We start from the raw sequence: 24,032 nt of genomic DNA, 5'->3' as shown, positions 1-24,032 counted from the left end.
TGAATAGCGCTGTCAAGAACGGCCCGCGCGGGACAACGCGGGCCGTTCGGATCAGCGGGGCCAGGCCGGATCGCGCCCGGCCCGTCCGAGCAGCGCGTCCATGCCGTCCGGTGCCGCGTCGGTGGGCACCGGCGGGCCGAACGCGCCCATCTTCTGGCCCATGTCGCCCATCCGGTCCATGAACTCGTGCCCCGCCGACGCCACGGCCGGGTCCACGGTCAGCTCCTGACCGGTGGCCCGCGCCAGGTCCCACCCGTGGACGGTGAGATCGATCAGTGCCATCAGGCCGACCGTCTCCTGCGGCAGTCCCATCCCGGGCGAGACTCCCTCCTGCGTGGCCGGGTCGGACCACGCCTCGGTCAGTCGCGCCGTCTCGGCCGCGAACCGGTCCCGCCAGCCGTCGGTCAGGTGGTCGGTCTTGCCGGACCAGTCGACCTCTTCCCGCCGTGCCAGCACCTGGAAGTTGACCACCACGTCGAACAGGTGATTGAGCAGGTCACGCACCGTGTAGTCGGGGCAGGGCGTGGGCAGGCCGAGTTGGTCGTCCGAGATGCCCCGCACCACCGCCGCCGTACGCGGCGCCGCGACGGCGAGCAGCTCACTAGTCTTCGTGCTCATAGGGGCAGCGTATGAGGGCGGTCTTGAAGAAATGCGACACGAACCGCGGCGCGACAACCGGGGCATCCTCGATCCGGACCGGCTGCGCCGGCAGGTGCGGTTCCGGCGCCGGCTGGCCGCCCCGGCGCTGCGCCACTGGGTCGAGCACTACTGGCTGATCGACTGGGACCTGGACGAGCCGTTCGAGCAACGGGTGGTGCCGCACCCCGCCGTGAACGTGGTGTTCCAGGCGCAGGAGGGCGCGCCCGAACAGGGCGAGATCGCCGGCGTCGACACCGGCCTGTTCACCGTCACGCTGCACGGCACCGGCCGGGTCTCCGGGGTCCAGTTCCGCCCGGGCGGTTTCCGGCCGTTCTGGCGGCGCCCGGTCGCCGAGCTGACCGGCCGGCGCGTCCCGATCCCGGACGGGCCGGTCTGCCCGGGCACCGACGACGAGCGCTGCGCGAGCCTGGACGCCCTGCTGACCTCGTGGTCGCCGGTCGCGGACCCGCTCGCCGCGGAGGCCACCGCGCTGGTCGAGGAGATCCGCGCCGACCGGACCGTGCTGCGGGTGGCGGACTTCGCCCGGCGGCACGCCGTCTCCACCCGCCGGCTCCAGCGCCTGTTCCTGGATCACGTCGGCGTCGGTCCGAAGTGGGTGATCCGCCGCTACCGGCTCCAGGAAGCGATCGAACAGGCCGCCGCCGGGCCGCTGGACTGGTCGCGGGTCGCCGCCGATCTGGGGTACGCCGACCAGGCCCACCTGGTCCGCGAGTTCACCGCCGTCGCCGGGGTGTCACCCGCGGCGTACGCCCGCTCGCTGGCCGCCCTGCACCAGTGAGGCGCGCCCCCCGCCTCTCCGGAGCCGGAGGTGACGAGGAGCGTTCAGCGGCGGCGGACCGCCACCACCGCCACGTCGTCGTGGATCTCCGGCGGCGCCAGCTCGACGAGCAGCCGCTGGCAGAACTCGTCCAGGTCGTCGTCCACCCGGGTAGCGGCCACGCCGAGCGCCGCCATGCCGTCGTCGATCGTGGCGTCGCGCCGTTCGATCAGCCCGTCGGTGTAGAGCACGAGCGTGGCCCCGGCGGGCAGCACGAACTCCAGGTCCGGCGGGCGCGGCGCGCGTACGCCGAGCAGCGGCCCGGACTGCGTCACGAACTCGACCCGCCCGTCCCGGCTCAGCAGTGCCGGCAGGTGCCCGGCGCTGGCCAGCCGGACCAGCCCGGTCGGCGGGTGGAGCAGCAGGACGCAGATGGTGGCCAGCTCGGTCGGCAGCAGGGTGCGCATCAGCTCGTTGACCCGGTCCAGGATCACGCCCGGCTGGTGCCCCTCGACCGCGTACGCCCGCACCGCGTGCCGCAGCTCGGCCATCACTGTGGCGGCGTGCAGCGAGTGCCCGGCCACGTCACCGATCGCCACCAGCAGGTGCCCGTCGAGCATCACCAGCTCGTAGAAGTCGCCGCCCACCTCGGTCTGCGCGCTCGCCGGCTCGTACCGGACGGCCAGGTCCAGGCCGTTCACGTCGGGCAGCCGCTGCGGCAGCAGGCTGCGCTGCAACGTCACAGCGATCCGGTGCTCCTCGTCGAAGGACCGCTGCGCCTCCACCGCCGAGGCGACCGCCTGGGCGAGCTGCACCAGCACCGGCGTGCGGACGGTCTGGGTGGCGGTCGGCACCACCACGTAGAGCGGGGCCCGATCCTCGCGCAGCCGGGACGCGGCAACCGTCACGGTGTCGCCGTCCGGCCAGCCGGCCAGCGCCCAGTTGGCCGGCTCGTCGACGCGTACCCGGGTGCCGATCGGCACTCCGGTGTCGTCCACCACCCACGGCACGATGGTGGCCGGCGTGTGCGGGTCGACCGCCACCCCGGCCAGGCAGTCCCCGTCGAACGTCTCCGCGACCACAGCCGCGGGGGCGTTGAAGATCCGTGCCGCGCCGCTCGCGGCCGCCTCCAGCAGCCGGACGAAGTTCGGTGTCGCGTGCATCTCGACTGTGGCGTCGGCGAGCGCGGCGAGCCGTTCGGCGAGCTGCTCGGCCCGGCGCCGGGCCTGGTAGTAGCGCAGCACCGCGTGGGCGGTGGCGACCAGTTCCTCCGGCTCGATCGGTTCGGTCAGATAGGCGTCCGCGCCGCGGGTGAGACCCTGCGCCCGGTCCACCACGTCCACGGCGTGGGCGGAGACGTGGATGACCGGGATGTACGGGTACGCCTCCTTGATCCGCTCGCACACCTCGAAGCCGCTCATGTCGGGCAGCCGGACGTCGAGCACCACGAGATCGACGTGTTCCCGGGCCACCCGGTCCAGCGCCGCCGTGCCGTTCTCCGCCTCGACGGTGACGAAGCCGGCCCGGGTCAGCCAGTTGACCAGCAGGTATCGCTTGGGGCCGCTGTCGTCGACCACAAGCACGGTCACCGGCCCGCCGTCCACCGTCACGCTCCGCCCGACGGGAGGACCACTGTGAACGTGCTGCCCCGGCCGGCTTCGCTGGTCAGCTCCAGCGTCCCGCCCAGCAGGGTGACCAGCCGTCGCGCGTACGGCAGGCCGAGCCCGGTGCCACCGACCCGGGTCGTGCCGGGCACCTGGTAGAACTCCTCGAAGACCCGTTCGCGCAGCTCCGGCGGGATGCCCACGCCGGTGTCGGTGACCGACAGCGTCCACTGGTCGCCGCGACGCTCGGCGCGCAGGCGCACCTCGCCGCGCTCGGTGAACTTCAGCCCGTTGTGCAGCAGGTTGCGCAGCACCTGGGCGAGCAGCACCTCGTCCGAGCGCACAGTGGCCGGGGCGGGCGGTTCCTCGACCACCAGTTCCACCTCGGGGCGGGAGGCGAGCGCGCGCAGCGTGCCGCGCAACTGCCCGAACACGGCGCGCAGGTCGACGTCGGACCAGTCCGGCTCGATCCGGCCCGACTCCGCCTTGGCCAGGTCGAGCAGCTCGTTGACCAGCCCCAGCAGGTCGCCGGCCGAGGAGCGGATCAGCCCCACCTGGCGGGCCTGTTCGCCGGTGAGCGGGTCGGAGGCGGAGTCGGCGAGCAGCCGGGCCAGGCCGATGATCGCGGTGACCGGGGCACGCAGCTCGTGGCTGACGTTCGCCAGGAACCGGCTCTTCGACTCGCTCGCGGCCCGCAGTTGGGCGGACTTCTCGTCCAGCTCGGCGTAGAGCGCCACCACACCGCGGTTGGTCTCCTCCAGCTCCTCGGTGAGCTGGTTGTAGAGCGCCATCACGCCCCGGTTGGTCTCCTGGAGTTCGGAGTTGAGCACCGCCAGCTCGTCGCGCTGGCTGCGTACCTCGTCGAGGGCGGCGATGAGCTGCGCGTTCTGGGAGGCCAACTCGTCCAGCGCGGAACCCGGCGCGCGCTCGGCCAGCTCGGCGCGGAGCTCGGCGGCGCGATCAGCCGTCAGCTCCTCGGCGTGGTCGGGCACTCGTCGGGACATCCTCACGACCGTATCGCCATCGACCGCCACCACCCGCAACGTGTCCACCAGACGCGCGACGGCGCCGGACTGCGGCTCGTACCGTCCGCCGGGGAGCGGACGCAGCGGCGACAGGTCCACCTGGAGGATCCGGCGGCCCACGGCGTCGCGGTCGAGCGCGAACGTGACGTCCGCGCCGTCGGCCCCGTGCAGCAGTTCCCGGGCCACCTCGCTCAGCGCGGTGGCGATCCGTACCTGGTCCTGATGTTCCAGCCCGACCGCCGCGGCCACCTCCCGGCCCCGCTGCCGGACCAGGAAGATGTCCTGCTCCACCCGGAGCGCGAGGTGCAGGAGGGGTTCGGTCATGCCGCCCCCCGGGCCACCAGGACGCAGGCGTCGTCGCGCCGGATGCCGGCGTCACGCAGCAGGGTCGCGGCGGCCAGCAGCGGGGTGCGGCCGGCGAGCCCGGGATAGTCGTCCAGGTCCCAGCGATCCACCACCCCGTCACTGTGCATGACCAGGGTGGCGTCGCGCGAGAAGGGGTAGTCGTACCCGCGGATCGTGGGGCGCTGGTGCCCGGCGATGCCCGGCAGCGAGACCAGGCCGCGCCGCCGCTCGGCCGGCGCGACGATCATCGCGGCGATGTTGCCGAGCCCGGCGTAGCGGAGCACTCCGGCGGCCGGATCCGGTTCGGCCACCGCGAGCGCGGCGCCCCGGGTGTGCGAGATGGCGGCGTGCAGGTGCCGCACCACGACGTCCGGCGGCCCGTCCGGCGCGGAGCGGAACGCGGACACGGCGGCACCTGTGGCGGCGGCGGCGAGCGGTCCGTGGCCCAGCCCGTCGGAGACCAGCACCTGCCGCCGGCCGTCGACCTGGCGGACCGCGTAGCCGTCGCCGCTGGTCTGCTCCCCGGTGATCGGCCGGGCCAGTCCGGCCGCCCAGTCCGGCTCCGGCGGAGCGGCGTCCCAGACCTGGACGACGAGGACAGTGCCCCGGCCGGGCGTCGAGTAGCCGTCGAACCGGCTCGACTGCCTGCTGATCGCGCCGAGCCCGATGCCGAGCGTCCCGGCGGTGGAGTGGCCGTCGACGGAGGAGAGCGTCAGGTCGGCCATGCCGGGGCCGGAGTCGATGGCCACCAGTTCCACCCCGGCCTGCCCGCCCCGGCGCGCGGGGCGCATCAGGAGCGTGCCCTCGCGGGCGTGCTTGACCAGGTTGCTGGTGATCTCGGCGGTGACGATGGCCAGGTCCGCGACGCGCGACGTGCTCAGTTCGAGCTGCCGGCCGAGACGTTCGGCCGCCCGGCGTACGCTGCCGGCGGTCGCGCCGGTGTCGACCCGGAACCAGATGCCGTGGTCGGGCACCACGTCGGCGATCATCGCGACCACTTGGTGACGGTGATCCGCGTCCCCTCGCCGACAGCCGTACGGATGTCGAAGTCGTCGACGAGCCGGCGGGCGCCGCTCAGTCCCAGGCCCAGCCCGCCACCGGTGGTGTAGCCGTCGGTGAGCGCCAGGTCGAGGTCGGGGATGCCCGGTCCCTCGTCGGCGAAGACGATCCGGACGCCGCGCCGGCGACCGTCCTCGACGGTGCTCACCTCGGCGCTGCCCCCACCGCCGTAGATCAGCGTGTTGCGGGCCAGCTCGCTCGCGGCGGTGACGAGCTTCGTCTGGTCGACCAGGGAGAGCCGGGCCGCGACGGCGGTGGTACGCACCAACTGCCGGACCCGCACCACGTCCTCGTCGCTGCGGATCGCCTGCGTCGCCGGCACACCCAGGTCGACGCCCGTGGTCATGCCGTCGCCGTCGTCTCGGTGTCCTCGTCGTCGGCCGCCTCGTCCCACTCGTCGGCGCGGCTGGCCGCGATCAGCTCCATGCCGCGCTCGACGTTCAGCGCGGTACGGATGCCGTTGAGCGACAGCCCCAGCTCGACCAGCGTGATGGCGACGGCGGGGCGCATGCCGACCACCACCGTCTCGGCGTCCAGCACCTTGGAGATGGACGCGATGGTGGACAGCATCCGGCCGACGAAGGAGTCGACGATGTCCAGCGCCGTGATGTCGATGATCACGCCGTGGCAGCCGGTGGCGACGATCCGCTCGGCGAGGTCCTCCTGCAACTGGATCGCCGTCTGGTCGGACATGTCGACCTGGATGGAGACCAGCAGGATGTCGCCGATCTTGAGGATCGGCACCCGCTCCATCAGGACTCCCGGCGCGAGCGGCGCGCGGTGGTCTCGACCCCGGTCAGGCGCAGCACGTGGCGCAGCGCGTCGGCGAGACTCGCCTTGGTGGCGATGTCGCCGAACTCGATGCCGAGGGCGACGATCGTCTGCGCGATCTGCGGGCGGATGCCGGAGATGATGCAGTCGGCACCCATCAGCCGGGCGGCCACCACGGTCTTGAGGATGTGCTGCGCGACCTGCGTGTCCACCGCAGGCACGCCGGTGATGTCGATGATCGCGTACGGCGAGCCGGTGTCGACGAGCGTCTGCAGCAGCCGCTCCATCACCACCTGGGCGCGGGCCGAGTCCAGCGTCCCGACCAGCGGGACGGCGACCACGCCCTCCCAGAGCTTCACCACCGGGGTGGACAGCTCCAGCAGCTGCTCCGCCTGGTCGGCGATCAGGCTCTCCCGGGCGCGGACGAACGTCTCGAACGTGAACAGGCCCATCTGGTCGACGAGCGCGGAGAAGGCGACGAAGTCGCGCAGGGTCTCGTCGCCCTTCTCCTCCTCCAGTACCTCCAGCAGGGTGTCCTTCAGTGCGAACACGCTGATCGCGGTCTCGGTGGCGGAGAACCCCTGCCGGGCCCGGTTCGTGGACAGCTCGGACAGCACGGCACGCAGCTCACCGCCGTGCTCGTCGGCCAGGTCGGCGACGCCCTGCCGACCGGCGTCGATCAGCGCGCGGTGCAGCTCCTGCACCTGGCGAGCCAGTTCGGCCCGGCTCAGACGGCCGCGCAGCGAACTCGCGACGATCTCGGTCCAGCGGTTGGTCAACCGGTCCGCGTGCTGACTGAGCAGGTGGGCGAGCCGACCACCCTGTTCGGCGCTCAACGCCATGGTGACCTCCCTGATTTGGACGGGCGGACTCTATCACCGGAGGCTGACGCGGTACTTGTCGCGGAGCAAAGAATGATCGACCGCACCCGTGACCGCTCCCGTTCTGCGCGGCGCGCCCATCGTGGGATACCGTTTCCCCCGAACACAGGAGGTCGACGAATGTCCTTGACGGTGCACACGGAACAGCGCGGCGACGTGGTCGTCGTGTCGGTCGCGGGCGAGCTGGACATGGCCACGGCACCGCAGCTCCAGGACCAGATCACGGATCTGCTGGACAAGGGGCGCAGCCGCCTCGTCTTCGACCTGGCCGAGGTTTCGTTCTGCGACTCCACCGGCCTGTCGGTGTTCGTCCGGGCGAAGAACAACTGTGACGAGGTCGGCGGCGTGGTCCGGCTGGCCGCCCCGCAGCGCGGCGTGCTGCGCATCCTCGAGGTCAGCGGTCTGGTCGAGGTGCTGCACACGTACCCGACGGTGGAGCAGGCCGTCGCGGGCGATCCCACCCCGGCCTCCTCCTGACCGATCCCGCTCAGCGCTCGTCCTCGATGTAGCGGGGACGGGCGATCACCATGCCCGCCGCCGTCTGCACGGCCAGCGCCACCAGCAGGAAGCCGATCGGGGCGGTCCAGCCGCCGGTCGCCTCGTAGAGGATGCCCACCAGCAGCGGTCCGAGCGCCGCGATCACGTACCCGGTGCTCTGCGCGAACGCGGACAGCGCCACGGTGCCCTCGGCGGTCCGGGCGCGCAGCCCGATGGTGGTCAGGATGAGCGGGAACGCGCCCTGGCCGAGCGCCAGCAGCAGCACCCACAGCGGCGCCAGGCCGTGCGGGGCCAGCGCCAGACCGGTGTACGCGGCAGCGGAGAACACGGTGAGTGACAGCACCAGCGGTCGGAGCGTGGCCAGCCGCCCGGCCAGCGCCGGCATCATCAGCGCCACCGGCACGCCCAGCGCGGTCACGCCGGCGAGCAGCAGCCCGGCCGCCTCCGGGCGGTAGCCGGCGTCCCGGAAGAGCTGGGCCAGCCAGCCCATGATCGCGTACCCGCTGAGCGACTGCGCCCCGAAGTACACCGCCATCGCCCAGCCGAGCCGGGTCCGGGCGGGCTGCACCCGGGCCGGGGTGGCGACGGCCACCGCCGGGGGCGCGTTCCGTCGCGCGGCGCGGGCCCGCAGCGCCAGCGGCACCCACGGGAGGACGGCCAGCGCGGCCAGCCCGGCCCAGATGCCGAGTCCGGCCCGCCAGGACCCGAACGCGTGCGCCACCGGCACCGCGGAGGCAGCGGCCACCGTCGTGCCCACCGTCAGGGCCATCGTGTACGCCCCGGTGACCAGTCCGGTGCGGTGCGGGAAGTGCTGCTTGACGAGCATCGGCAGGAGGATGTTCGCCACCGCGATGCCGGCCAGCGCGAGCGCGCTGGTGAGCACGAAGACGGCAGCCGAGCCGGTGACCGCGCGCAGCACCTGCCCGGCGGTGAGCGCCAGCATGGCCAGCACCAGCACCCGGGGTGCGGCCCAGCGGCGGACCAGCCACGGGGTGAGCGCGCCCAGCCCGGCGAACGCGATGGTGGGCAGCGTGGTGACCAGGCCGGCCATCGCGCCGGACAGCCCCAGCCCGACCCGGATCTCGTCGAGCAGGGCGCCGAGGCTGGTCACCGCGGCCCGCAGGTTCAGCGCGACCAGCAGCATCCCGGTCAGGACGAGCAGGCCACCTCGGATCGCGCGCGGCGCCGGGGTGGGGGTGACCGCGGATGCGACGCCCGGTGCGGGCACTGTCGCGGCGGGCGCAGGTGGCGGAGTCATGACCTCGAACCTACAATCATGGGATGAATTTCGGCACGAGGTGTAACCCGTGACACCCGCCGTGGATTCCGTCGCCGTGCCTCCGCGCGGTCACCGGGTCCGGCAGACGATCGAGCAGCTCCGGGAACGGATCCTCGGCGGCGAGTGGCCGGTGGGCGGGCGCATCCCCACCGAGCCGCAACTGGTCGCCGCGCTCGGCGTGGGGCGGAACACCGTCCGCGAGGCGGTCCGGGCACTCGTGCACGCCGGGGTGCTGGAGTGCCGGCAGGGCTCCGGCACGTACGTGGTGTCGACAGACGAGCTGGCGCCGGTGGTGGCCCGCCGGCTCACCGACGACCGGATGACCGAGGTGGTCGAGGTCCGGCGCGCGTTCGAGGTGGAGGCCGCCCGGCTCGCCGCGCTGAGGCGTACCCCCGAGGACCTGGCGGCGCTCGACGGCGCGCTCGCGGCCCGCGAGGCCGCGTGGCGCGGCGGCCGGGTGGACGAGTTCGTCGAGGCGGACGCCGCGCTGCACACGGTCGTGGTGGCGGCCGCGCACAACGCCATGCTGGCCGAGCTGTACGCCTCGGTCGGCGTCGCGCTGCGCAGCACGGTGGCCCAGGCGATGGGCGAGGCGCTGACCCCCGAGCGGTACGTGGACCACGGGCGGCTGGTCGAGGCGATCCGGGCCGCCGACCCGCAGCGGGCGGCGATCGAGGCCGGTGCTTTTCTCGAAGGGCCCGCCGGGGCATAGGTTGTCCCCGACGCAGACTCATCAGGGCACGGGAGTACGGATGCTCAAGGGCTTCAAAGACTTCATCATGCGCGGCAACGTCGTCGACCTGGCGGTCGGTGTCGTCATCGGCGCCGCGTTCACCGGCGTGGTGACCCAGCTCACCAAGTCGTTCCTGGAACCGCTGGTACGCGTGTTCATCGTGTTGATCACCGGCAACAAGGACGGGCTCAGCGGCTCGACGCCGATGTTCCGGGGCATCCCGTTCGACTGGGTGGCCTTCGTCAACGCGCTGATCACGTTCGTGCTCACCGCGGCGGCGCTCTACTTCCTCGTCGTCTACCCGATGAACAGGCTCGCCGAGCGGCGCAAGCGCGGCGAGGAGCCGCCGCCCTCCGCCCCGAGCGAGGAGGTCAAACTGCTCACCGAGATCCGGGATGCGCTGCTCGCCGGCAACCACGGCACCCCCGGCCAGCGCAGCGCCCTGGACGACGTGCTCGGCCGCCGGCAGGAGCCGCCCGCGCCGCGCTGACGCCATAGCCGATCGGCCCTCGCGGGAATCCCGCGGGGGCCGACGTGTATCGAACACATGTTCGATAGAGTCCCGGCATGGAGCAGCGCAGGCACTGGTGGAACGGGAAATGGGGACGCCTCGCCCGGCGTGACGTCTTCCTCCGGGTGGACGGCGACCGCTGGCACGTGGAGCAGCGGGCCGGCGGCGCCGAGGGGGTCTCCCGGTTCTACGAGCACGCCAGCGTCGAGGAGGCCGAGGAGACGGTCCGCGCGCTGCTGGACGGCACCGACACCTGGCGCGAGCTGTCCCCCCGCCCGCCGGGCGGCTGGGCCCCGTCCGTTTAGCGCCCGCGCGCCCCGGGAACCGCTTCTGCATGAGCCAGCAGCAGGACACCGTCTCCCGGGTCACCACCGGCATGCGGGTGGTCGACTCCGCAGGCGTCGAGGTGGGCACAGTCGATCTCGTGCAGCGCGGCGACCCGGCCGCGGTGACCGTGCAGGCGCCCGCACCGGTCGACCCGGGCAGCAGCCTGGACGAGCTGATCGAGTCGGCGGCGGCCGAGGAGCCGGACGTACCGGCCGACCTGGCCGCCCGGCTGCTGCGCGACGGCTACCTCAAGGTCTCCACCGAGCTGGTCCGCACCGGCGCGGTCTACGTGCTGGCCGAACGGATCGCCGCGGTGAGCGACGGCGCGGTGCGCCTCACCGTCCCGGCCGCGGAGCTGCCCGCCGAGGAGTGACCCCGGCAGAGGTGATGCATTTATCACCCACGGTAATGAATGATCAATGCAAGTTGCCCCGAAAGGCGCTCGCCATCCGCTTGCACAGAGTCTCAATGGCATGACTTTGCGCTCTAATCGCAGATGAATGCCTTGATCATTGATCTTCAAAAACATTGCGCGCGCTCACGTATCTACATCGACCCTCCGCCACGGATAGTTATTGGCGAACCAAGGGGGTCGAGGGGGAACGATGAACGAAGCGTTGGCAGAACCGCTCACCGGGTACCAGGTGGTGGCCGCGGCCGTAGCCGTCGCCGGAGTGGTGGCGGGCCTGGTGCGGGCTTACGTGGCGTACCGGGCCCGGATAAACGAGGAACGCGAGGCGACAACACGCACGACAGCCCGGGTGACATGGCTGATTCGGCTGGCAGAGGCCGACCACGACGTGGTGCGGATCGTGGAACGCGATCGCGACGGGCATCGAGAGGTCGAGTTGGGTGGGCGCAGCGCGTCGAAGACCGAGGCCGTCGAGGAGGCGGCGTGACCGACATCAAGGGCACAGCCGCTCTGACACCCCGTCGCACCGACAGCGACACTCTGCGCGAGGTCGAAGCAGCCCGCCTGAAAGACGCCCACGATCAGGAGTTCACTCGCTTCATGGAGGAGTCCTACCAATCGGTGGAACGAATCCTCAGGTCGCGGTGGCAAGATCGTCAGGCGGTGGAGGACGCACTTCAGGATGCGTATCTACACGGTCGAGTCAAGTGGTCCGAGCTTCGTGACCACGTCGAACGGATCGGCTGGATCATATGCACGGCCCGGTACAAATTGCTGAAGGATCACGAGCGGCGTCAACGGGAAGCAGTGGTAGCGCCGGAAGACCTACCACTGTTGCCGCAATCGGACATCGCAGGCGCGTGGGAAGCGCAGGAGACGTTGCGAGGCTGGTTGAACCAACTGCCGGCTCGGCACGCCGAAGTGTTCCAGATGTCGCAGGAGGGCTTCTCCAACCAGGAGATCGCGAACATCCTCGGACTGACCGAGAACAGCGTCCGCTCCTACAAGACAGCAGCCAAGAAGAGGTTGTGCGAACTGGCCGAGGGCGCCGGCTTCACCCGTTCGGAGAATGGCCGACGCCAAGGGGGCGACCGTGGATCTCGATGACATCCTGGCGCTCGCTCAAGCCAGCCCCAGCCCCTTGGAGCTCGCCCGCGCACGCCGTGTCGCACGGACCGTGCAGAGCCGGTACGACCGCTCCCTGGCGGACGGGTGCCTCACCACCACGGCCACCGATCTTGTCGACCCGCTGACGTGGGACGCTGACGAGGCCATCAGGGTCGCGCGTGCCGCCCAGCTCGCGAAGCGGGGCACGGTCACCTGGTTGCTCGGGGGTAGCCAGGCAGAGCCTTCCGAGCGACTCTCGTGGTCCGACGAGATGGCGATGATCGTCGGCCATGCGCCCGGGACGCTCCGCCTCACCCCGCAGACGCTCTTCGAACTCGTCCATCGTGCCGATGTCGGGCGTGTGCGTGCTGCGGTGAGGGCGGCGTGGGAGCAGGGCCGCCCCGGCGAGATCGGCTTTCGGGTGGTACAGCCGGGCGGCCGCGTCCGCTACCTGCACTGCCACCTTGAGATCTTGACCGATGCAGGCCGACCGGCGGGCATCATCGCCACCTGCGAGGACATCACCACACTTGAGCTCGCTCGCCAGGAGCAACGTCGGCTCGCTGTGCGCAGTCAGATGCTCGGCGCCGATCTGGCCGTACGGGACATGCTCACTGGACTACAGACCCGGGGCTACGTCATCGACGAGGTGGACAGAGCGCGTCGCACCAGCGGCGGTGCCCTGATCGTCGTGACAACCGAACCCGCCACACGCCTGCCCGACGCACTCACCGACGAGGACCGGGACCAACTGACGGCGGAAATCGCCCGGACCCTGCGCACGGCTGTCGGGCACGACGTGACCAGTGGCCTGGTGGGTTCCGGCTCGTGGGGCTTACTACTTGCCGGACAAGAACAAGCGGGGACAGCCGAGGCCCTGGCCGCGCGGATCGTCGACAAGTTCCGGAATCATCTCTTCAGCGTCCGCCAGAAGCCACTGCGGCTCAATATCTCGGCCGGTGTGGTCCATTTCGGCAGCGACATCCCGGACACCGGCTTCGACCTTCTCATCGACGGCGAGCACGCGGCCCGCGACGCACGCCGGAGCGCGACCGACGTCAAGGTCCTGGAGCATCCGGCCGCCGAGAGGGAGCGGACGGAGCGCTGCCGTTCGCGGATTCTGGGCGCTGTTTCGACAAACCGTTTCGCCCTGTACGCCCAGCCGATCGTCGATCTGGAACTCAACCAGATCGTCCGCCACGAGATTCTGCTGCGGGTTCGCAGCGACACCGGCGAGCCGGTCGCACCGTGGGCCTTTCTCGACATGGCCGAGCGTGTGGGTGAGATCCTGTCGGTGGACAAATGGGTCGTCGACCACGCCCTGGAACTGATTGGCCGCGGAGCCCAGACCTCCCACTATCAGGTCAACATCTCCGGGAAGTCGCTCGCCGACCCGGGACTACTCGCCTTCGTGACCGAGGCGATCCATCGGCACAATGTCAAGCCAGAGTGCCTGACGTTCGAAATCACCGAGACCGCGCTTATCGAGAACCGGAACGAGGCCCTGACTTTCGCCACCGGGATCAGAGGACTCGGGTGCCAGCTCGCACTCGACGACTTCGGCACCGGATACGGCGCTCTCGCTCACCTGAAATACCTGCCCGTGGACCTTGTCAAAATCGACGGAGCGTTCATCGTCGACCTCTGCCGATCGTCGGCAGACCAGGCTGTGGTGTCGGCGCTGGTCGAACTGTGCCGCACGCTCGGCATCCGTGTCGCCGCCGAATACGTCCAGGACAAGGAGACCATGGACCTTCTGCGCGCCGCCGAGGTCGACTTCGCTCAGGGCTACCACATCGGGCGGCCGGAACCGATAACGATAAGTCAGGAGAACGTTCAGACGGTCGAACTCGAACTGCGGTTTCCGCCTCAGCAGACCGCAATGGGCTGACAGTTCGTCACCCGGGCCGGGCGGCAAGCGGCGGGGCGGGCTCCGCCTCGGGCGACCCGACCGGCGGGGATGCGACCGGCGGGGCGACCGCGCGGCGGCGGAACAGCAGCAGCATCAGCCAGCCCGCTACCAGTCCCCAGAACGCGCCGCCCACCCCGAGCAGGCTCACCCCGGAGGCGGTGACCACGAACGTCACCACGGCCGCCTCCCGCGCGTCCGGCTGGGCGACCGCCGCCGTGACCGCGCCGGCCAGCGCGCCGAGCAGGGCGAGCCCGGCGACGGCCTCGACCAGCACCGGCGGGGAGAGCAGCACCAGGGCGGTCGCCGCGCCGGCGCCCAGGCCGAGGAGTGCCAGGCCGATCCCGGCGGTGACCGAGGCGATCCAGCGCCGCTCCGGATCGGGGTGGGCGTCCGGGCCGGCCGCCAGCGCGGCGGTGATCGCGGCCAGGTTCACCGCGTGGCCGCCCGCCGGGGCGCCGAGGGCGGTGGCGAGGCCTGTCACCCGCAGCGCGGAGCCCAGCGGGGCCCGGTAGCCGTACCCGGCGAGCACTGCGGTGCCGGGCACGTTCTGGGCGGCCATGGTGACCAGGAACAGCGGCAGCGCGAGCCCGACGACGGCGGGCAGCGTCCAGGCCGGCGCGGTGAGCGCGACGACGGGTGCGGCGTCCAGCCGGGCCGGGCCTGTGGTGGTGAGCGCGATCGCGACCACTGCCACGGCGAGCGCGCCGGGTACCGCCCAGCGGCGGGCGAACCGGTGCAGCAGCAGCCAGACCAGCACCACCGGCCCGGCCAGCCGGGGCACCTCGACGAGGGCGCGTACCGGGGCCGTACACAGCGGCAGCAGCACCCCGGCGAGCATGGCGGAGGCGATCGGGGCGGGGATCGCGGCGACCACGCGGCCGAGCGCGGGGATCAGCCCAGCCGCGATGATCAGCAGCCCGGCGAGCAGGAAGGCGCCGACCGCTGCGGGCCAGCCGCCGGGGACCGGCCCGGTGGCGACGAGCAGCGCCGCGCCCGGCGTGGACCAGGCGATGGCGAGCGGCAGCCGGTGCCGGAGGCCGAGCCAGACCGCGCAGGCGCCGCTGGCGACGCAGAGCGCGAGCAGGCCGGAGGCGGCCTGGTCCGGGTCGGCGCCGACCGCGCGCAGGCCGGCCAGGACGACTGTGAACGAGCTGGCGAAGCCGACCAGGGCGGTCACCACGCCGGCCAGGACGGGTTGAAGCCGGCCGCCCATGCTCTCCTCCTCCGACCGTTCCGTTTACGGAACGGCACGGTGTAGCACGATAGCCCCCATGACAGCCGCCGCACCAGCCGATGACCGGGGCGCCCGGGAGGTCGGCCGGCGCATCCGCTCGCTCCGCACCGAGCGGGGCATCTCCCTGTCCGAGCTGGCCCGCCTCGCGGGCGTCGGCAAGGCCACGCTCTCCGGTCTGGAGAACGGCGTGCGCAACCCCCGGCTGGAGACCCTGTACGCGATCACCGCGCAGCTCGGCGTACCGCTGACCGCCGTGCTCGCCACGCCCGACCAGGCGCCGACCGTACGCGGGGCCGCGGTCGGCGCCACGCTGCTGGAGGTGTTCGACGACCGGGAGGCGACATACGAGCTGTACCGGATGCGGGTCGGGCCGGGGCCGGCGCAGCTCTCCCCCGCCCACTCCAAGGGCGTGACCGAACACGTGACGGTCTTCTCCGGCGTACTCCGCGCCGGCCCGGCCGACGCCCCGCTGACCGCCGGTCCCGGGGGCTACCTGCGGTGGACCTCCGACGTGCCGCACACCTACGCGGCGGTGGGCGAGGAGGAGGTTCAAGCGAGCCTCCTGCTGCGCTATCCTCGTCCGTCCACACCGGACAGTTGACGCATACCCAGGATGCAAGCTGATGACATTTCTTTCAGCAGACCCGCCAGCGCGTGCAGACGCGGACCCGTTCTTCTTGGCAAGCTTGTCGTCATGACGCTCATCCTCCGCTCGGCCATCCTCAACGACGTCGGCCTCGTCCGGACCAACAACGAGGACTCCGCCCTCGCCGGTGACCGCCTCGTGGCGGTGGCCGACGGCATGGGCGGGCTCCCCGCCGGCGAGGTGGCCAGCGAGATCGTCATCCGGATCCTGGACGAGCTGACGCCGCCCACCGGCGCCGACGAGGCGGCCGACGCGCTGCGCGCCGTCGTGAGCACCGCGAACCAGCGCATCCGCGCGGCCATCACGGTGGACCCGGCCCGCGACGGCATGGGTACGACGCTCACCGCCGCCCTGCTCGCCGGGGACACCCTGGTCCTGGCCCAGGTCGGCGACTCCCGCTGCTACCTGCTGCGCGACCACGAGCTGACCCAGCTCACCCGCGACGACACGTTCGTGCAGGCGCTCGTCGACCAGGGCGCGCTCTCCCGCGACCAGGCCCGGCACCACCCGCAGCGCTCGCTCGTCACCCGCGCGGTGCAGGGCTCCGACGCGCCGCCCGCCGTCGGGGCGCTCACCGTCTTCCCCGGCGACCGGCTGCTGCTGTGCAGCGACGGCCTCTCCGACTACGTGGAGGACGCCGCCATCGCGGCGGCGCTCGCCACCTACGGGGACCGCCAGCAGTGCGGCGAGCAACTGGTGAAACTGGCCCACCAGGCCGGCGCGCCGGACAACGTGACGGTGGTCATCTCGGACGTCACCGAGGCGTGAGCGGGCGCCCTTTCCGGTTGCGGACCGCGCCCGGTGCGGTTGGGATGAACGGATGCACATCCGCCGGCTGGCCGCCGATGAACGACTGACCACCAGCTTCCCGCTCCAGGCGTACGCGTTCGAGGCCTCGCCGATGGGCGCCACCCGGACCGACCAGTTCCGCGCGTACCTGCCGTACAACGCCGGGAACACGACGCTGGTGGCCGAGGAGGACGGGGTCACCGCGGCGGCCGTGTCGGCGATACCGATGCGGCAGAACCTGCGCGGCGCGGTGCTGCCGATGGCCGGTGTCGCGGGCGTCGCCACCCATCCGCTGGCCCGCCGGCGCGGCCACGTCCGCACGCTCATGCAGCAGCTCCTCGACGGCGTACGCGACGAGGGCCACCAGCTCACCGCGCTGCACCCGTTCCGCGCCTCGTTCTACGAGCGCTTCGGCTACATCGGGCTGCCCCGGCGGCGTACCGCGATCTTCAACCCGGCGGACCTGGCGCCGCTGCTGCGCGCCGAGCTGCCCGACGAGCTGGTCTGGGAGCGGATCGGCGCGGGGTATGCGCGGTGGCGCGCGTACACCGAGCGGTGCCTGCGCGAACGCCACGGCTTCGCGGTCTTCCCGGACTTCCGGGCGGTCGGGCTGCGCGACCGGGACGACCGCTGGCTGGTCAGCGTGGTGCGCGGCGGCGAGACGGTCGGCGCTGTCACCTACCGCATCGACGACCACGCCGGCACGCTGTTCGCCGACGACCTGCTGGTCGACGACGCGTACGCCCGCGCGTCGGTGCTCCAGTTCTTCGCCCGGCACGTCGACCAGGTGGCCCGGATCAGCGTCCAGGTGACCCCCGACGAACTGCCCGAGCTGTGGCTCACCGACCTCGACGTGCAGGTGGAGGCGCGGGTGGCCCGGCCCGACCCGACCGCGCCGATGGCCCGGCTGCTCAGCCTGGACGCGCTCGCCGAGCAGCCGGTCGGGGTCGGCCGGGTACTGATCGAGGTAGTAGGCGACCGCTGGCTCGCCGGTCGTCACCTGCTCGACGGCACCACGGGCAAGCTGGCGGTGCTGCCGGCGCAGACCGCCGCCGAGGGCAGCGTGGCGACCGCGCGGCTCACCGCCGCCGGGCTGTCCGCCCTGGCGTACGGGGTGCTCGACCCGGCCGAGGTGGTCGTACGCGGACTGGGTGAGGTGCCTGTGGACGCGGCCGGTGAGCTGCGCCGCCTCTTCCCCCGGGAACTGCCGCACCTGTTCGCCGACTTCTGACCCGGTTGACGGCGCGCGTCCGGGGGTAGGGTCCAGCGCGTGCCGGAGTGGCTGGAAGCGGGATTCTGGGGCCTGCTCGCCGGGTCGGCCCTGCTGATCGGGGCGGCCGTCGGGTTCTTCGCGCGCGTACCGCGCCGGATGACCGCCTCGGTGATGGCGTTCGGGGCGGGCGTGCTGCTGTCCGCCGTCTCGTTCGAGCTGATCGACGAGGCGCACGATCAGGGCGGCCTGCGGCCGGTGGTGATCGGTGCGGCCATCGGCGCGCTCGCGTACACCGGGATGAACGTGCTGCTGGCCCGGCACGGCGCGCGGCACCGCAAGCGCTCCGGCGACGAGCAGCCCTCCGAGCGGGAACAGCCCGGCTCGGGTACGGCCATCGCAGTCGGCGCGCTGCTCGACGGCGTACCCGAATCGGTGGTGATCGGCGCGAGCCTGCTCGCAGGCGGCCCGGTCAGCCTGGTCACCGTCATCGCGGTGTTCCTCAGCAACGTGCCGGAAGGGCTGTCCAGCGCGGCGGGCATGCGGCAGGCCGGGCGTACCCGGCGGTACGTGTTCGGGCTGTGGACGGCCATCGCGTTGATCTCCGGGGCGGCCGCGCTGGCCGGGTACACGCTGCTCGGCGGCGCGCCACCCGAGGTGCTGGCGACGATCACCGCGCTCGCCGCGGGCGCGATCCTCGCGATGATCACCGACACCATGGTCCCGGAGGCGTTCGCCGACGCGCACCTGCTGGTCGGGCTGATCACCGTACTCGGTTTCCTTGTCTCGTTCGCGCTCTCGCACGCCTGACCGGCGTGCTCGGCCTCCGGTGCCGCTTTCACGTGGCCGCCGTTGTCGGCGGCTTCGGCTTAGCGGTGGGTTAAGGATCGTCTGTGGAGTCGTGCCGGGGTGGCCGGTCCTCCTAGCATCGGGCGGTGCGCGTGAAGTCGGCTGTCACTCTGCTCGTCCTCGCCCTGGCGACGGCGACGCTCCCCGCCTGCGGTGACGACGATCCGGCCCCTGATTCCGCCCCGGCCGCCGCCACGCCGGCTGCCTCCGGTGCCGCCCCGGTGGCCTCCCCGAGTGGGCGGGCCGGTCTCGGCAGCGCCCGGCCGAGCCCCAGCCCTGCCACCGTCACGTTCCGCGCCGGCAACCCGGCCGGCCGAGCCGCCGTACCGGCCGAGGCACGTCCGGTGGACACCTCGCGCCCGACCCGTACCGTCGGCAGCGGCACCCCGGCGAGCTGCACCTCGGAGGCGGTGGTGAAGGCCGTCGCGGCCGGCGGTCTGATCACCTTCGACTGCGGGCCCGCGCCGGTCACCATCACCATGAAGGCCACCGCGAAGGTGGTGAACTCGCACGGCCCGCGCGTCGTGCTGGACGGCGGCGGCACTGTCACGCTGAGCGGCGGCGGCAAACGCCGGATCCTCTACATGAACACCTGCGACGAGGCGCAGGGCTGGACCACCTCGCACTGCCAGAACCAGGACCACCCCCGGCTCACCGTGCAGAACCTGACGTTCGCCGACGGGGACGCCACTGGTGAGAAGACCGAGGGCGGCGGAGGCGGCGCGATCTTCGTACGCGGCGGGCGGTTCGCCGTGATCAACTCACGGTTCGTCGGCAACCGCTGCGACCGCACCGGCCCCGACCTCGGAGGCGCCGCACTGCGCGTGCTGAGCCAGTTCGAGAACAAACCGGTGTACGTGGTGAGCAGCACCTTCACCGGCGGGGTGTGCGCCAACGGCGGGGCGCTGAGCAGCATCGGCGTCTCCTGGACGGTGCTGAACAGCGTCTTCCGGGACAACCGCGCGGTCGGCACTGGGGCGAACCCGGCCCGGGGCGGCACGCCGGGTGGCGGCAGTGGCGGCGCGATCTACTGCGACGGCAACGAGTTCGCGGTACGGATCGCCGGCACGGTGATCGAGGACAACAGCGCGAACGAGGGCGGCGGCGCGATCTTCTTCGTCAGCAACAACCGCACCGGCACCCTGAAGATCGACAGCAGCACCCTGCGGAGGAACCCCAGCCGAGGCTTCGAGACAAAGGGCCACCCCGGCATCTTCTTCCTAGGCGCCCAGATCTCCTGACCCGCCCCGCCCGCGCCCTCGCGCCCTGCGAGGTAGGGCGAGGGCGCGAGGGGCGGGGTCAGTAGGGGTTGGGGTGGCCGGGGAGGTGACCTCTGGTCAGGGCGGCGGGTCGACCGGGGAGCGTCGGGTCCGGGGACAGCGGCGGCGCGTCGGTACCGGCCCGCGCGGCCATCCCGGCGAACAGCTCCTTCAGGGCGGTCACCGTGTCGACGCCCGGGCTCCAGCCGAGTTCGGTCTCGGCGCGGTGGCTGGACATCAGCGGCACGTTCAGCGCCAGGTCGACCCACCCGGTGTCGACGGGTTGCAGCCGCGCCCGCCAGGTCAGCGCCGCCGCGGCGCGCAGCACCGGCACCGCCACCGGCAGCGTCCAGCCGTGGAAGTGCCGGGCCACCAGCTCCGGCGTCAGCACCGGGTCGGCCGCCACGTTGAAGGCGCCGTTCGCATCCCCCACGACCGCCCGGGCGTACGCGTCCGCCACGTCGTCGGCGTGCACCGCCTGCATCCGTAGTCGCCGGTTCGACGGCACCAGCGGAACCCGGCCGTACCGCAGCAGCCGCACCGGCACCAGCGGGCCGAGGAAGTAGCGGCTGATCTCCGTACCGGCCTCCCGCTGGAAGATCAGTCCGGGCCGCAGCCGTACGACGCGCAGCTTCGGGTGCTCCCGCTGCACGCCGTCGAGTAGTGCCTCGACCTCCGCCTTGTCCCGGCTGTACGACGACGTCTCCACACCGGTCGCCGGCCAGTTCTCGCTGACCGGCTGGTTCTTCGGGCCGGGCGCGTAGGTGCCGACAGATGAGGCGTACACCAGGGCCGGAACGCCGACCCGGACGGCGGCCTCGATCACCGCGCGGCTGCCGCCGACGTTGGTCCGGTGGAGCGTGCGCCGGTCGTGGCTGGGCTGGATCTGCCAGGCCAGGTGCACTACTGCCCGCGCCCCGGCGAAGATCCGCACGAGCTGGTCGGCGGCGCCCGGTGCGCCGATGTCGCAGGAGTGCCACTCCACGTCGTCGTACGGTTCACCGGCGTCCGGTCCGGGCAGCCGCCGGGCCACGCCGACCAGCTCGGTGCCCGCCTCCCGCCGCAGCCGGCGCAGCACTGCCGTCCCCACGTTGCCGGTCGCCCCCACGATCACGATGCGCATGACGGGTGCGGTACCCGCTGAACCGGGCAGCAACCGCTCACGGACGGGGGTTCGTCCGCGCCCAGCCCTTCTCCCGATCGCGGCGACCCGAGGTGGCGGCCAGGCAGCGCGGGCAGAGCCAGCCCTCCGGGTCGGCCTCGGTGAGCACGTCGGTGCCGGAGTAGTCAAACGGCACATGCGGGAAACGGCGCAGCCGGGTCCGGCTCAGCGGCAGCCCGCACAGCGTCTGGTTCCGGCCCGGCAGCCAGGCGTGCACCTCACCGCCGGGCCGGCGTACGCCGTCGTCGCCCGGCACCTCGCGGGACGCCGCCACGGCGGCGGTGCTCGTGACTCGCATGGTCGCCCAGGTTCCCCGGCCGCCGCCGTTCACGCCTGGCGACGACAACCCCTGGGGTACGCGGGCGCAGCGCGTACTCCCGTGGTGGTAGCCCGATCGACGACCCCGGGGCGACGACCGGCGGCGATCCCCGTCCATACGCTGCCGCCGTCACCACTTGCCGCGACCCGAGGGAGTTCCAGAATGTCGATCCGTCACCTGCTCGCCACCACAGTCGTCGGAGAGTTCGCCCCGGCCGCGCAGACCTCGTTCGCCGCCGGTGGCATCGGCGGCTCCGGGCGGGCCGGCGCCACAGTCATCGCCCTGGTGGGCCTGGCCAGCGTGGTCGTCGGCGGGCTGGCACTAAGCCGCTCCCGCCGAGGGCCGGGCGAGGGGCGGGTCCAGGCCCTGGTGGCTGCCGCGGCCGGACTGGTCAGCCTGGTCCTCAGCGCGTGGCATCTGGCGCTGACCACCGAGGGTCTGGGCAGCGGTCAGGGGCGTGCCGGTGCGGTCGCCGGTGTGGCGCTGGGGCTGTTCGGGGCGGTGCTGGGCGGGCTGGCACTGGCCCGTTCCCGTCGCACCGCCTGACCGGGTCGCTCGTTCCGTCCCGGCGGCTCGCGCCGGCCCGGTCGCTCGGTCTGTCCCGGCGGCTCGGTCAGGAGGCGGTGAGCCAGCCGGGCACGGTGAGCCCCGACTCGTACGCGAGCACCACGAGCTGAGCCCGGTCCCGTACCCGCGTCTTCGTCATGATCCGGCTGACGTGCGTCTTCGCGGTGGCCGGGCTGAGCACCAGCCGGGCCGCGATCTCGTCGTTCGACAGTCCGGCGGCGACCAGGGCGAGCACCTCCCGCTCCCGTTCGGTGAGCGCGTTCAGCCGGGGGCCCGGGTCCGGATGCCGGGTCCGGGCGGCGAACTCGGCGATCAGCCGGCGGGTGACGGCCGGGGCGATCAACGCGTCGCCCCGCGCCACCACCCGGACGCCGTGGATCAGCTCCGCCGGCTCGGTGTCCTTGACCAGGAAGCCGCTCGCGCCGGCCCGCAACGCGCCGTAGACGTAGTCGTCCAGGTCGAAGGTGGTCAGGATGATCACGCGGGCGGCGGTGCCGGCGACGATCTCCCGGGTGGCGGCGAGCCCGTCCAGCAGCGGCATCCGGATGTCCATGAGGACGACGTCCGGCCGTAGTTCCCGCGTCAGCCGTACCGCCGTGGCGCCGTCGGCGGCCTCGCCGACCACCTCGATGCCGTCCTCGCCGTCGAGGATGGAGCGGAAGCCCGCGCGTACCAGAGTCTGGTCGTCGGCGAGCAGCAACCGGATCATGTCGTCTCCCCCTGTGCCGTGCGTGGCGCCGGGACCGGCAGCGGGGCGGGCCGCAGCGGAAGGCGGGCCCGCACCAGAAATCCGCCGTCCGGCCCGGGCCCGGTGGTGAGCGAGCCGCCCAGCGCCCGGGCCCGCTCGCCCATGCCGAGGATCCCGTTCCCGGGCGGGCCGGCGGGACCGGCGCCGTCGTCCCCCACCTCCACCAGCACCTCGTCGCCGTCCGGCACGACCCGGACCACCGCTGTGGTCGCGCCCGCGTGACGGCTCACGTTGGTGAGCGCCTCCTGAACGATCCGGTACGCGGACAGATCCACCTCCGGCGGCAGCGGCCCGGTCTCCGTCACCTCGGTACGCACCGTCAGCCCGCACCGCCCAGCCGCCGTGACCAGCTCGTCGAGGCGGTCGAGACCGGGCGCGGGCCGGCTCGGCGACGTACCCTCCTGCCGGAGCACGCCCAGCGCCGCCCGCAGCTCGCGCAGCGTCTCCCGGCTGGTCTGCTTGATCACGGTGAGCGCCTCCGCGGACCGCTCCGGATCGGGCCGATGCAACGCGGCGCTCGCCTGCACGCTGATCAGGGACAGGTGGTGGCCGAGCAGGTCGTGCAATTCGCGGGCGATCCGTAGCCGCTCCTCGGTGGCCCGGTGGCGGGCCTCCTCCTCCTTACGCTGCTCGGCGGCGAGCACCCGGGCCTGCACCTCGGCGAGATAGGCCCGCCGGTTACGGGTCACGCCGACGATGACCGCGACGAGCCAGCCGGCGTGCAGCAGCGTCGCGCCGTTCCCGCTGACCCCAGTCCGGGTGTAACTGTCGGCGACGGCGAACGAGACGACAGAGGCCAGGCCGAGCCCCACCGCGACAGCGAGGTACCCCTCGTCGACGACCGTGTACAGCGCCACGACGAACACCAGCATGATCGGCCCAGGCCGGTGCAGCAGTGCCCCGTACGCGGCGACAGCGGCCAGCGCTGCCACGCCCACCGCCACGGGGTATCGGCGGCGCAGGTAGAGCGCTGCGGAGGAGGCCAGGACGACAAGCAGCGCCACGAGTTCGGCGGTGGTGTCGATGCCCTCCGACTGCACCACCAGGCCGAGCAGGGCCACCAGGGCGACGGCAGGCACCAGTGCGGCTTCCGCCTTGGGGCCGTGCCGGCGCCAGCTCGACATTGCCGAAGCGTAGCGGCCCGAGGACGCAGCGGAGGGCCCCGAAGCGGCGTCGTGTCGGTGTCGGGGCGTGGTCGGAGGGTCGATGCGCGACGCACGCCGGGCTGATCGGCTTCGGGTAACCTGTGCCGTGCGGGCCGCTAGCTCAATGGCAGAGCTGTGGACTTTTAATCCATAGGTTCAGGGTTCGAGTCCCTGGCGGCCCACTTTGTTCCAGCTCAGCGGCCCTTTGTTCGGGCCGCTGTTT

The 24,032-nt window shown here is 72.5% G+C and carries 28 protein-coding genes and 1 tRNA gene; 16 read left to right on the top strand and 13 right to left on the bottom strand.

Going from position 1 to position 24,032, the window contains the following annotated elements; translation table 11 throughout:
- Positions 1–51: 51 nt before the first annotated feature.
- On the bottom strand, positions 52–618 hold the full coding sequence (locus CLT75_RS25770) for a TIGR03086 family metal-binding protein (protein WP_135242836.1): 567 nt from the start codon (positions 616–618) through the stop codon (positions 52–54).
- Positions 619–649: 31 nt separating this feature from the next.
- Between CLT75_RS25770 and CLT75_RS25765 the strand changes: the two genes are divergently transcribed.
- Positions 650–1,438 (top strand): helix-turn-helix domain-containing protein, encoded by a 789-nt coding sequence (locus tag CLT75_RS25765; protein ID WP_135242835.1) that lies wholly within the window; start codon positions 650–652, stop codon positions 1,436–1,438.
- A gap of 44 nt (positions 1,439–1,482) precedes the next feature.
- Here the strand turns inward: CLT75_RS25765 and CLT75_RS25760 are convergent, their stop codons facing one another.
- From CLT75_RS25760 to CLT75_RS25735, 6 genes are read right to left on the bottom strand one after another with little or no spacing between them, the layout of a single operon-like run.
- Positions 1,483–3,021 carry a SpoIIE family protein phosphatase gene (locus CLT75_RS25760; protein ID WP_135244131.1) on the bottom strand — a complete coding sequence of 513 codons (1,539 nt, stop codon included), beginning with the start codon at positions 3,019–3,021 and terminating at the stop codon, positions 1,483–1,485.
- Positions 3,022–3,023: 2 nt separating this feature from the next.
- The gene (locus tag CLT75_RS25755; protein ID WP_135242834.1) at positions 3,024–4,370 is read right to left on the bottom strand and encodes a sensor histidine kinase; all 1,347 of its coding nucleotides are present in this window, start codon (positions 4,368–4,370) and stop codon (positions 3,024–3,026) included.
- Positions 4,367–5,380, bottom strand: coding sequence for a SpoIIE family protein phosphatase (locus CLT75_RS25750; protein WP_135244130.1), 1,014 nt, complete (start codon positions 5,378–5,380; stop codon positions 4,367–4,369). The genes CLT75_RS25755 and CLT75_RS25750 overlap by 4 nt, the downstream gene beginning before the upstream one ends.
- The gene (locus CLT75_RS25745; protein WP_120572138.1) at positions 5,377–5,796 is read right to left on the bottom strand and encodes an ATP-binding protein; all 420 of its coding nucleotides are present in this window, start codon (positions 5,794–5,796) and stop codon (positions 5,377–5,379) included. Before CLT75_RS25745 ends, CLT75_RS25750 begins: the two co-directional genes overlap by 4 nt.
- Complete coding sequence (locus CLT75_RS25740) at positions 5,793–6,203, bottom strand: STAS domain-containing protein (protein ID WP_135242833.1); 411 nt, start codon at positions 6,201–6,203, stop codon at positions 5,793–5,795. The genes CLT75_RS25745 and CLT75_RS25740 overlap by 4 nt, the downstream gene beginning before the upstream one ends.
- Entirely contained in the window at positions 6,203–7,063 is an 861-nt protein-coding gene (locus CLT75_RS25735) for an STAS domain-containing protein (RefSeq protein ID WP_135242832.1), read from the bottom strand. The genes CLT75_RS25740 and CLT75_RS25735 overlap by 1 nt, the downstream gene beginning before the upstream one ends.
- A gap of 159 nt (positions 7,064–7,222) precedes the next feature.
- Between CLT75_RS25735 and CLT75_RS25730 the strand changes: the two genes are divergently transcribed.
- Positions 7,223–7,579: an STAS domain-containing protein gene (locus CLT75_RS25730; RefSeq protein ID WP_135242831.1), complete on the top strand. Its 357-nt coding sequence runs from the start codon at positions 7,223–7,225 to the stop codon at positions 7,577–7,579.
- A gap of 10 nt (positions 7,580–7,589) precedes the next feature.
- On the opposite strand, the gene CLT75_RS25725 is transcribed toward CLT75_RS25730, so the two are convergent.
- Complete coding sequence (locus CLT75_RS25725; protein WP_135242830.1) at positions 7,590–8,858, bottom strand: MFS transporter; 1,269 nt, start codon at positions 8,856–8,858, stop codon at positions 7,590–7,592.
- Between the two features lie 49 nt (positions 8,859–8,907).
- On the opposite strand from CLT75_RS25725, the gene CLT75_RS25720 reads away from it, so the two are divergent.
- The 7 genes from CLT75_RS25720 to CLT75_RS25690 all read left to right on the top strand — a co-directional run bounded on the left by CLT75_RS25720 (position 8,908) and on the right by CLT75_RS25690 (position 13,860).
- Positions 8,908–9,591 carry an FCD domain-containing protein gene (locus CLT75_RS25720; RefSeq protein WP_135242829.1) on the top strand — a complete coding sequence of 228 codons (684 nt, stop codon included), beginning with the start codon at positions 8,908–8,910 and terminating at the stop codon, positions 9,589–9,591.
- A gap of 40 nt (positions 9,592–9,631) precedes the next feature.
- On the top strand, positions 9,632–10,102 hold the full coding sequence (mscL, locus tag CLT75_RS25715) for a large conductance mechanosensitive channel protein MscL (RefSeq protein WP_135242828.1): 471 nt from the start codon (positions 9,632–9,634) through the stop codon (positions 10,100–10,102).
- 77 nt (positions 10,103–10,179) lie between these two features.
- Complete coding sequence (locus tag CLT75_RS25710) at positions 10,180–10,428, top strand: hypothetical protein (RefSeq protein WP_026268772.1); 249 nt, start codon at positions 10,180–10,182, stop codon at positions 10,426–10,428.
- 29 nt (positions 10,429–10,457) lie between these two features.
- Complete coding sequence (locus CLT75_RS25705) at positions 10,458–10,823, top strand: hypothetical protein (RefSeq protein WP_135242827.1); 366 nt, start codon at positions 10,458–10,460, stop codon at positions 10,821–10,823.
- 232 nt (positions 10,824–11,055) lie between these two features.
- Positions 11,056–11,349, top strand: coding sequence for a hypothetical protein (locus CLT75_RS25700; protein WP_135242826.1), 294 nt, complete (start codon positions 11,056–11,058; stop codon positions 11,347–11,349).
- Positions 11,346–11,969 carry an RNA polymerase sigma factor gene (locus CLT75_RS25695; RefSeq protein ID WP_486485268.1) on the top strand — a complete coding sequence of 208 codons (624 nt, stop codon included), beginning with the start codon at positions 11,346–11,348 and terminating at the stop codon, positions 11,967–11,969. Before CLT75_RS25700 ends, CLT75_RS25695 begins: the two co-directional genes overlap by 4 nt.
- Complete coding sequence (locus CLT75_RS25690) at positions 11,956–13,860, top strand: bifunctional diguanylate cyclase/phosphodiesterase (RefSeq protein ID WP_167796965.1); 1,905 nt, start codon at positions 11,956–11,958, stop codon at positions 13,858–13,860. The genes CLT75_RS25695 and CLT75_RS25690 overlap by 14 nt, the downstream gene beginning before the upstream one ends.
- A gap of 7 nt (positions 13,861–13,867) precedes the next feature.
- On the opposite strand, the gene CLT75_RS25685 is transcribed toward CLT75_RS25690, so the two are convergent.
- Positions 13,868–15,094: a benzoate/H(+) symporter BenE family transporter gene (locus tag CLT75_RS25685; protein ID WP_135242824.1), complete on the bottom strand. Its 1,227-nt coding sequence runs from the start codon at positions 15,092–15,094 to the stop codon at positions 13,868–13,870.
- Positions 15,095–15,152: 58 nt separating this feature from the next.
- Between CLT75_RS25685 and CLT75_RS25680 the strand changes: the two genes are divergently transcribed.
- The 5 genes from CLT75_RS25680 (at position 15,153) to CLT75_RS25660 (ending at position 19,850) form a co-directional block, all read left to right on the top strand.
- Positions 15,153–15,716, top strand: a complete 564-nt coding sequence (locus tag CLT75_RS25680) for an XRE family transcriptional regulator (RefSeq protein WP_135242823.1) — start codon at positions 15,153–15,155, stop codon at positions 15,714–15,716.
- A gap of 93 nt (positions 15,717–15,809) precedes the next feature.
- The gene (locus tag CLT75_RS25675) at positions 15,810–16,529 is read left to right on the top strand and encodes a PP2C family protein-serine/threonine phosphatase (RefSeq protein ID WP_013283512.1); all 720 of its coding nucleotides are present in this window, start codon (positions 15,810–15,812) and stop codon (positions 16,527–16,529) included.
- A 52-nt stretch (positions 16,530–16,581) separates the two neighbouring features.
- Complete coding sequence (locus CLT75_RS25670; protein ID WP_135242822.1) at positions 16,582–17,781, top strand: GNAT family N-acetyltransferase; 1,200 nt, start codon at positions 16,582–16,584, stop codon at positions 17,779–17,781.
- Positions 17,782–17,820: 39 nt separating this feature from the next.
- Positions 17,821–18,570 (top strand): ZIP family transporter, encoded by a 750-nt coding sequence (locus tag CLT75_RS25665; protein ID WP_135242821.1) that lies wholly within the window; start codon positions 17,821–17,823, stop codon positions 18,568–18,570.
- A gap of 131 nt (positions 18,571–18,701) precedes the next feature.
- Entirely contained in the window at positions 18,702–19,850 is a 1,149-nt protein-coding gene (locus CLT75_RS25660; protein WP_135244128.1) for a hypothetical protein, read from the top strand.
- 58 nt (positions 19,851–19,908) lie between these two features.
- On the opposite strand, the gene CLT75_RS25655 is transcribed toward CLT75_RS25660, so the two are convergent.
- Positions 19,909–20,991, bottom strand: a complete 1,083-nt coding sequence (locus tag CLT75_RS25655) for an NAD-dependent epimerase/dehydratase family protein (protein ID WP_135242820.1) — start codon at positions 20,989–20,991, stop codon at positions 19,909–19,911.
- A gap of 37 nt (positions 20,992–21,028) precedes the next feature.
- The gene (locus CLT75_RS25650; RefSeq protein WP_091332063.1) at positions 21,029–21,328 is read right to left on the bottom strand and encodes a hypothetical protein; all 300 of its coding nucleotides are present in this window, start codon (positions 21,326–21,328) and stop codon (positions 21,029–21,031) included.
- A 183-nt stretch (positions 21,329–21,511) separates the two neighbouring features.
- On the opposite strand from CLT75_RS25650, the gene CLT75_RS25645 reads away from it, so the two are divergent.
- Entirely contained in the window at positions 21,512–21,895 is a 384-nt protein-coding gene (locus CLT75_RS25645) for a DUF6223 family protein (protein WP_135242819.1), read from the top strand.
- 67 nt (positions 21,896–21,962) lie between these two features.
- On the opposite strand, the gene CLT75_RS25640 is transcribed toward CLT75_RS25645, so the two are convergent.
- Entirely contained in the window at positions 21,963–22,625 is a 663-nt protein-coding gene (locus tag CLT75_RS25640) for a response regulator (protein ID WP_135242818.1), read from the bottom strand.
- The gene (locus tag CLT75_RS25635; RefSeq protein WP_135242817.1) at positions 22,622–23,788 is read right to left on the bottom strand and encodes a sensor histidine kinase; all 1,167 of its coding nucleotides are present in this window, start codon (positions 23,786–23,788) and stop codon (positions 22,622–22,624) included. Before CLT75_RS25635 ends, CLT75_RS25640 begins: the two co-directional genes overlap by 4 nt.
- 131 nt (positions 23,789–23,919) lie before the next feature.
- On the opposite strand from CLT75_RS25635, the gene CLT75_RS25630 reads away from it, so the two are divergent.
- Positions 23,920–23,991, top strand: a tRNA-Lys gene (locus tag CLT75_RS25630).
- The last annotated feature ends 41 nt before the right edge of the window (positions 23,992–24,032 follow it).

The organism is Micromonospora sp. CNZ285 (assembly GCF_004637285.1).
This window is presented reverse-complemented; position numbering and strand designations above follow the sequence as displayed.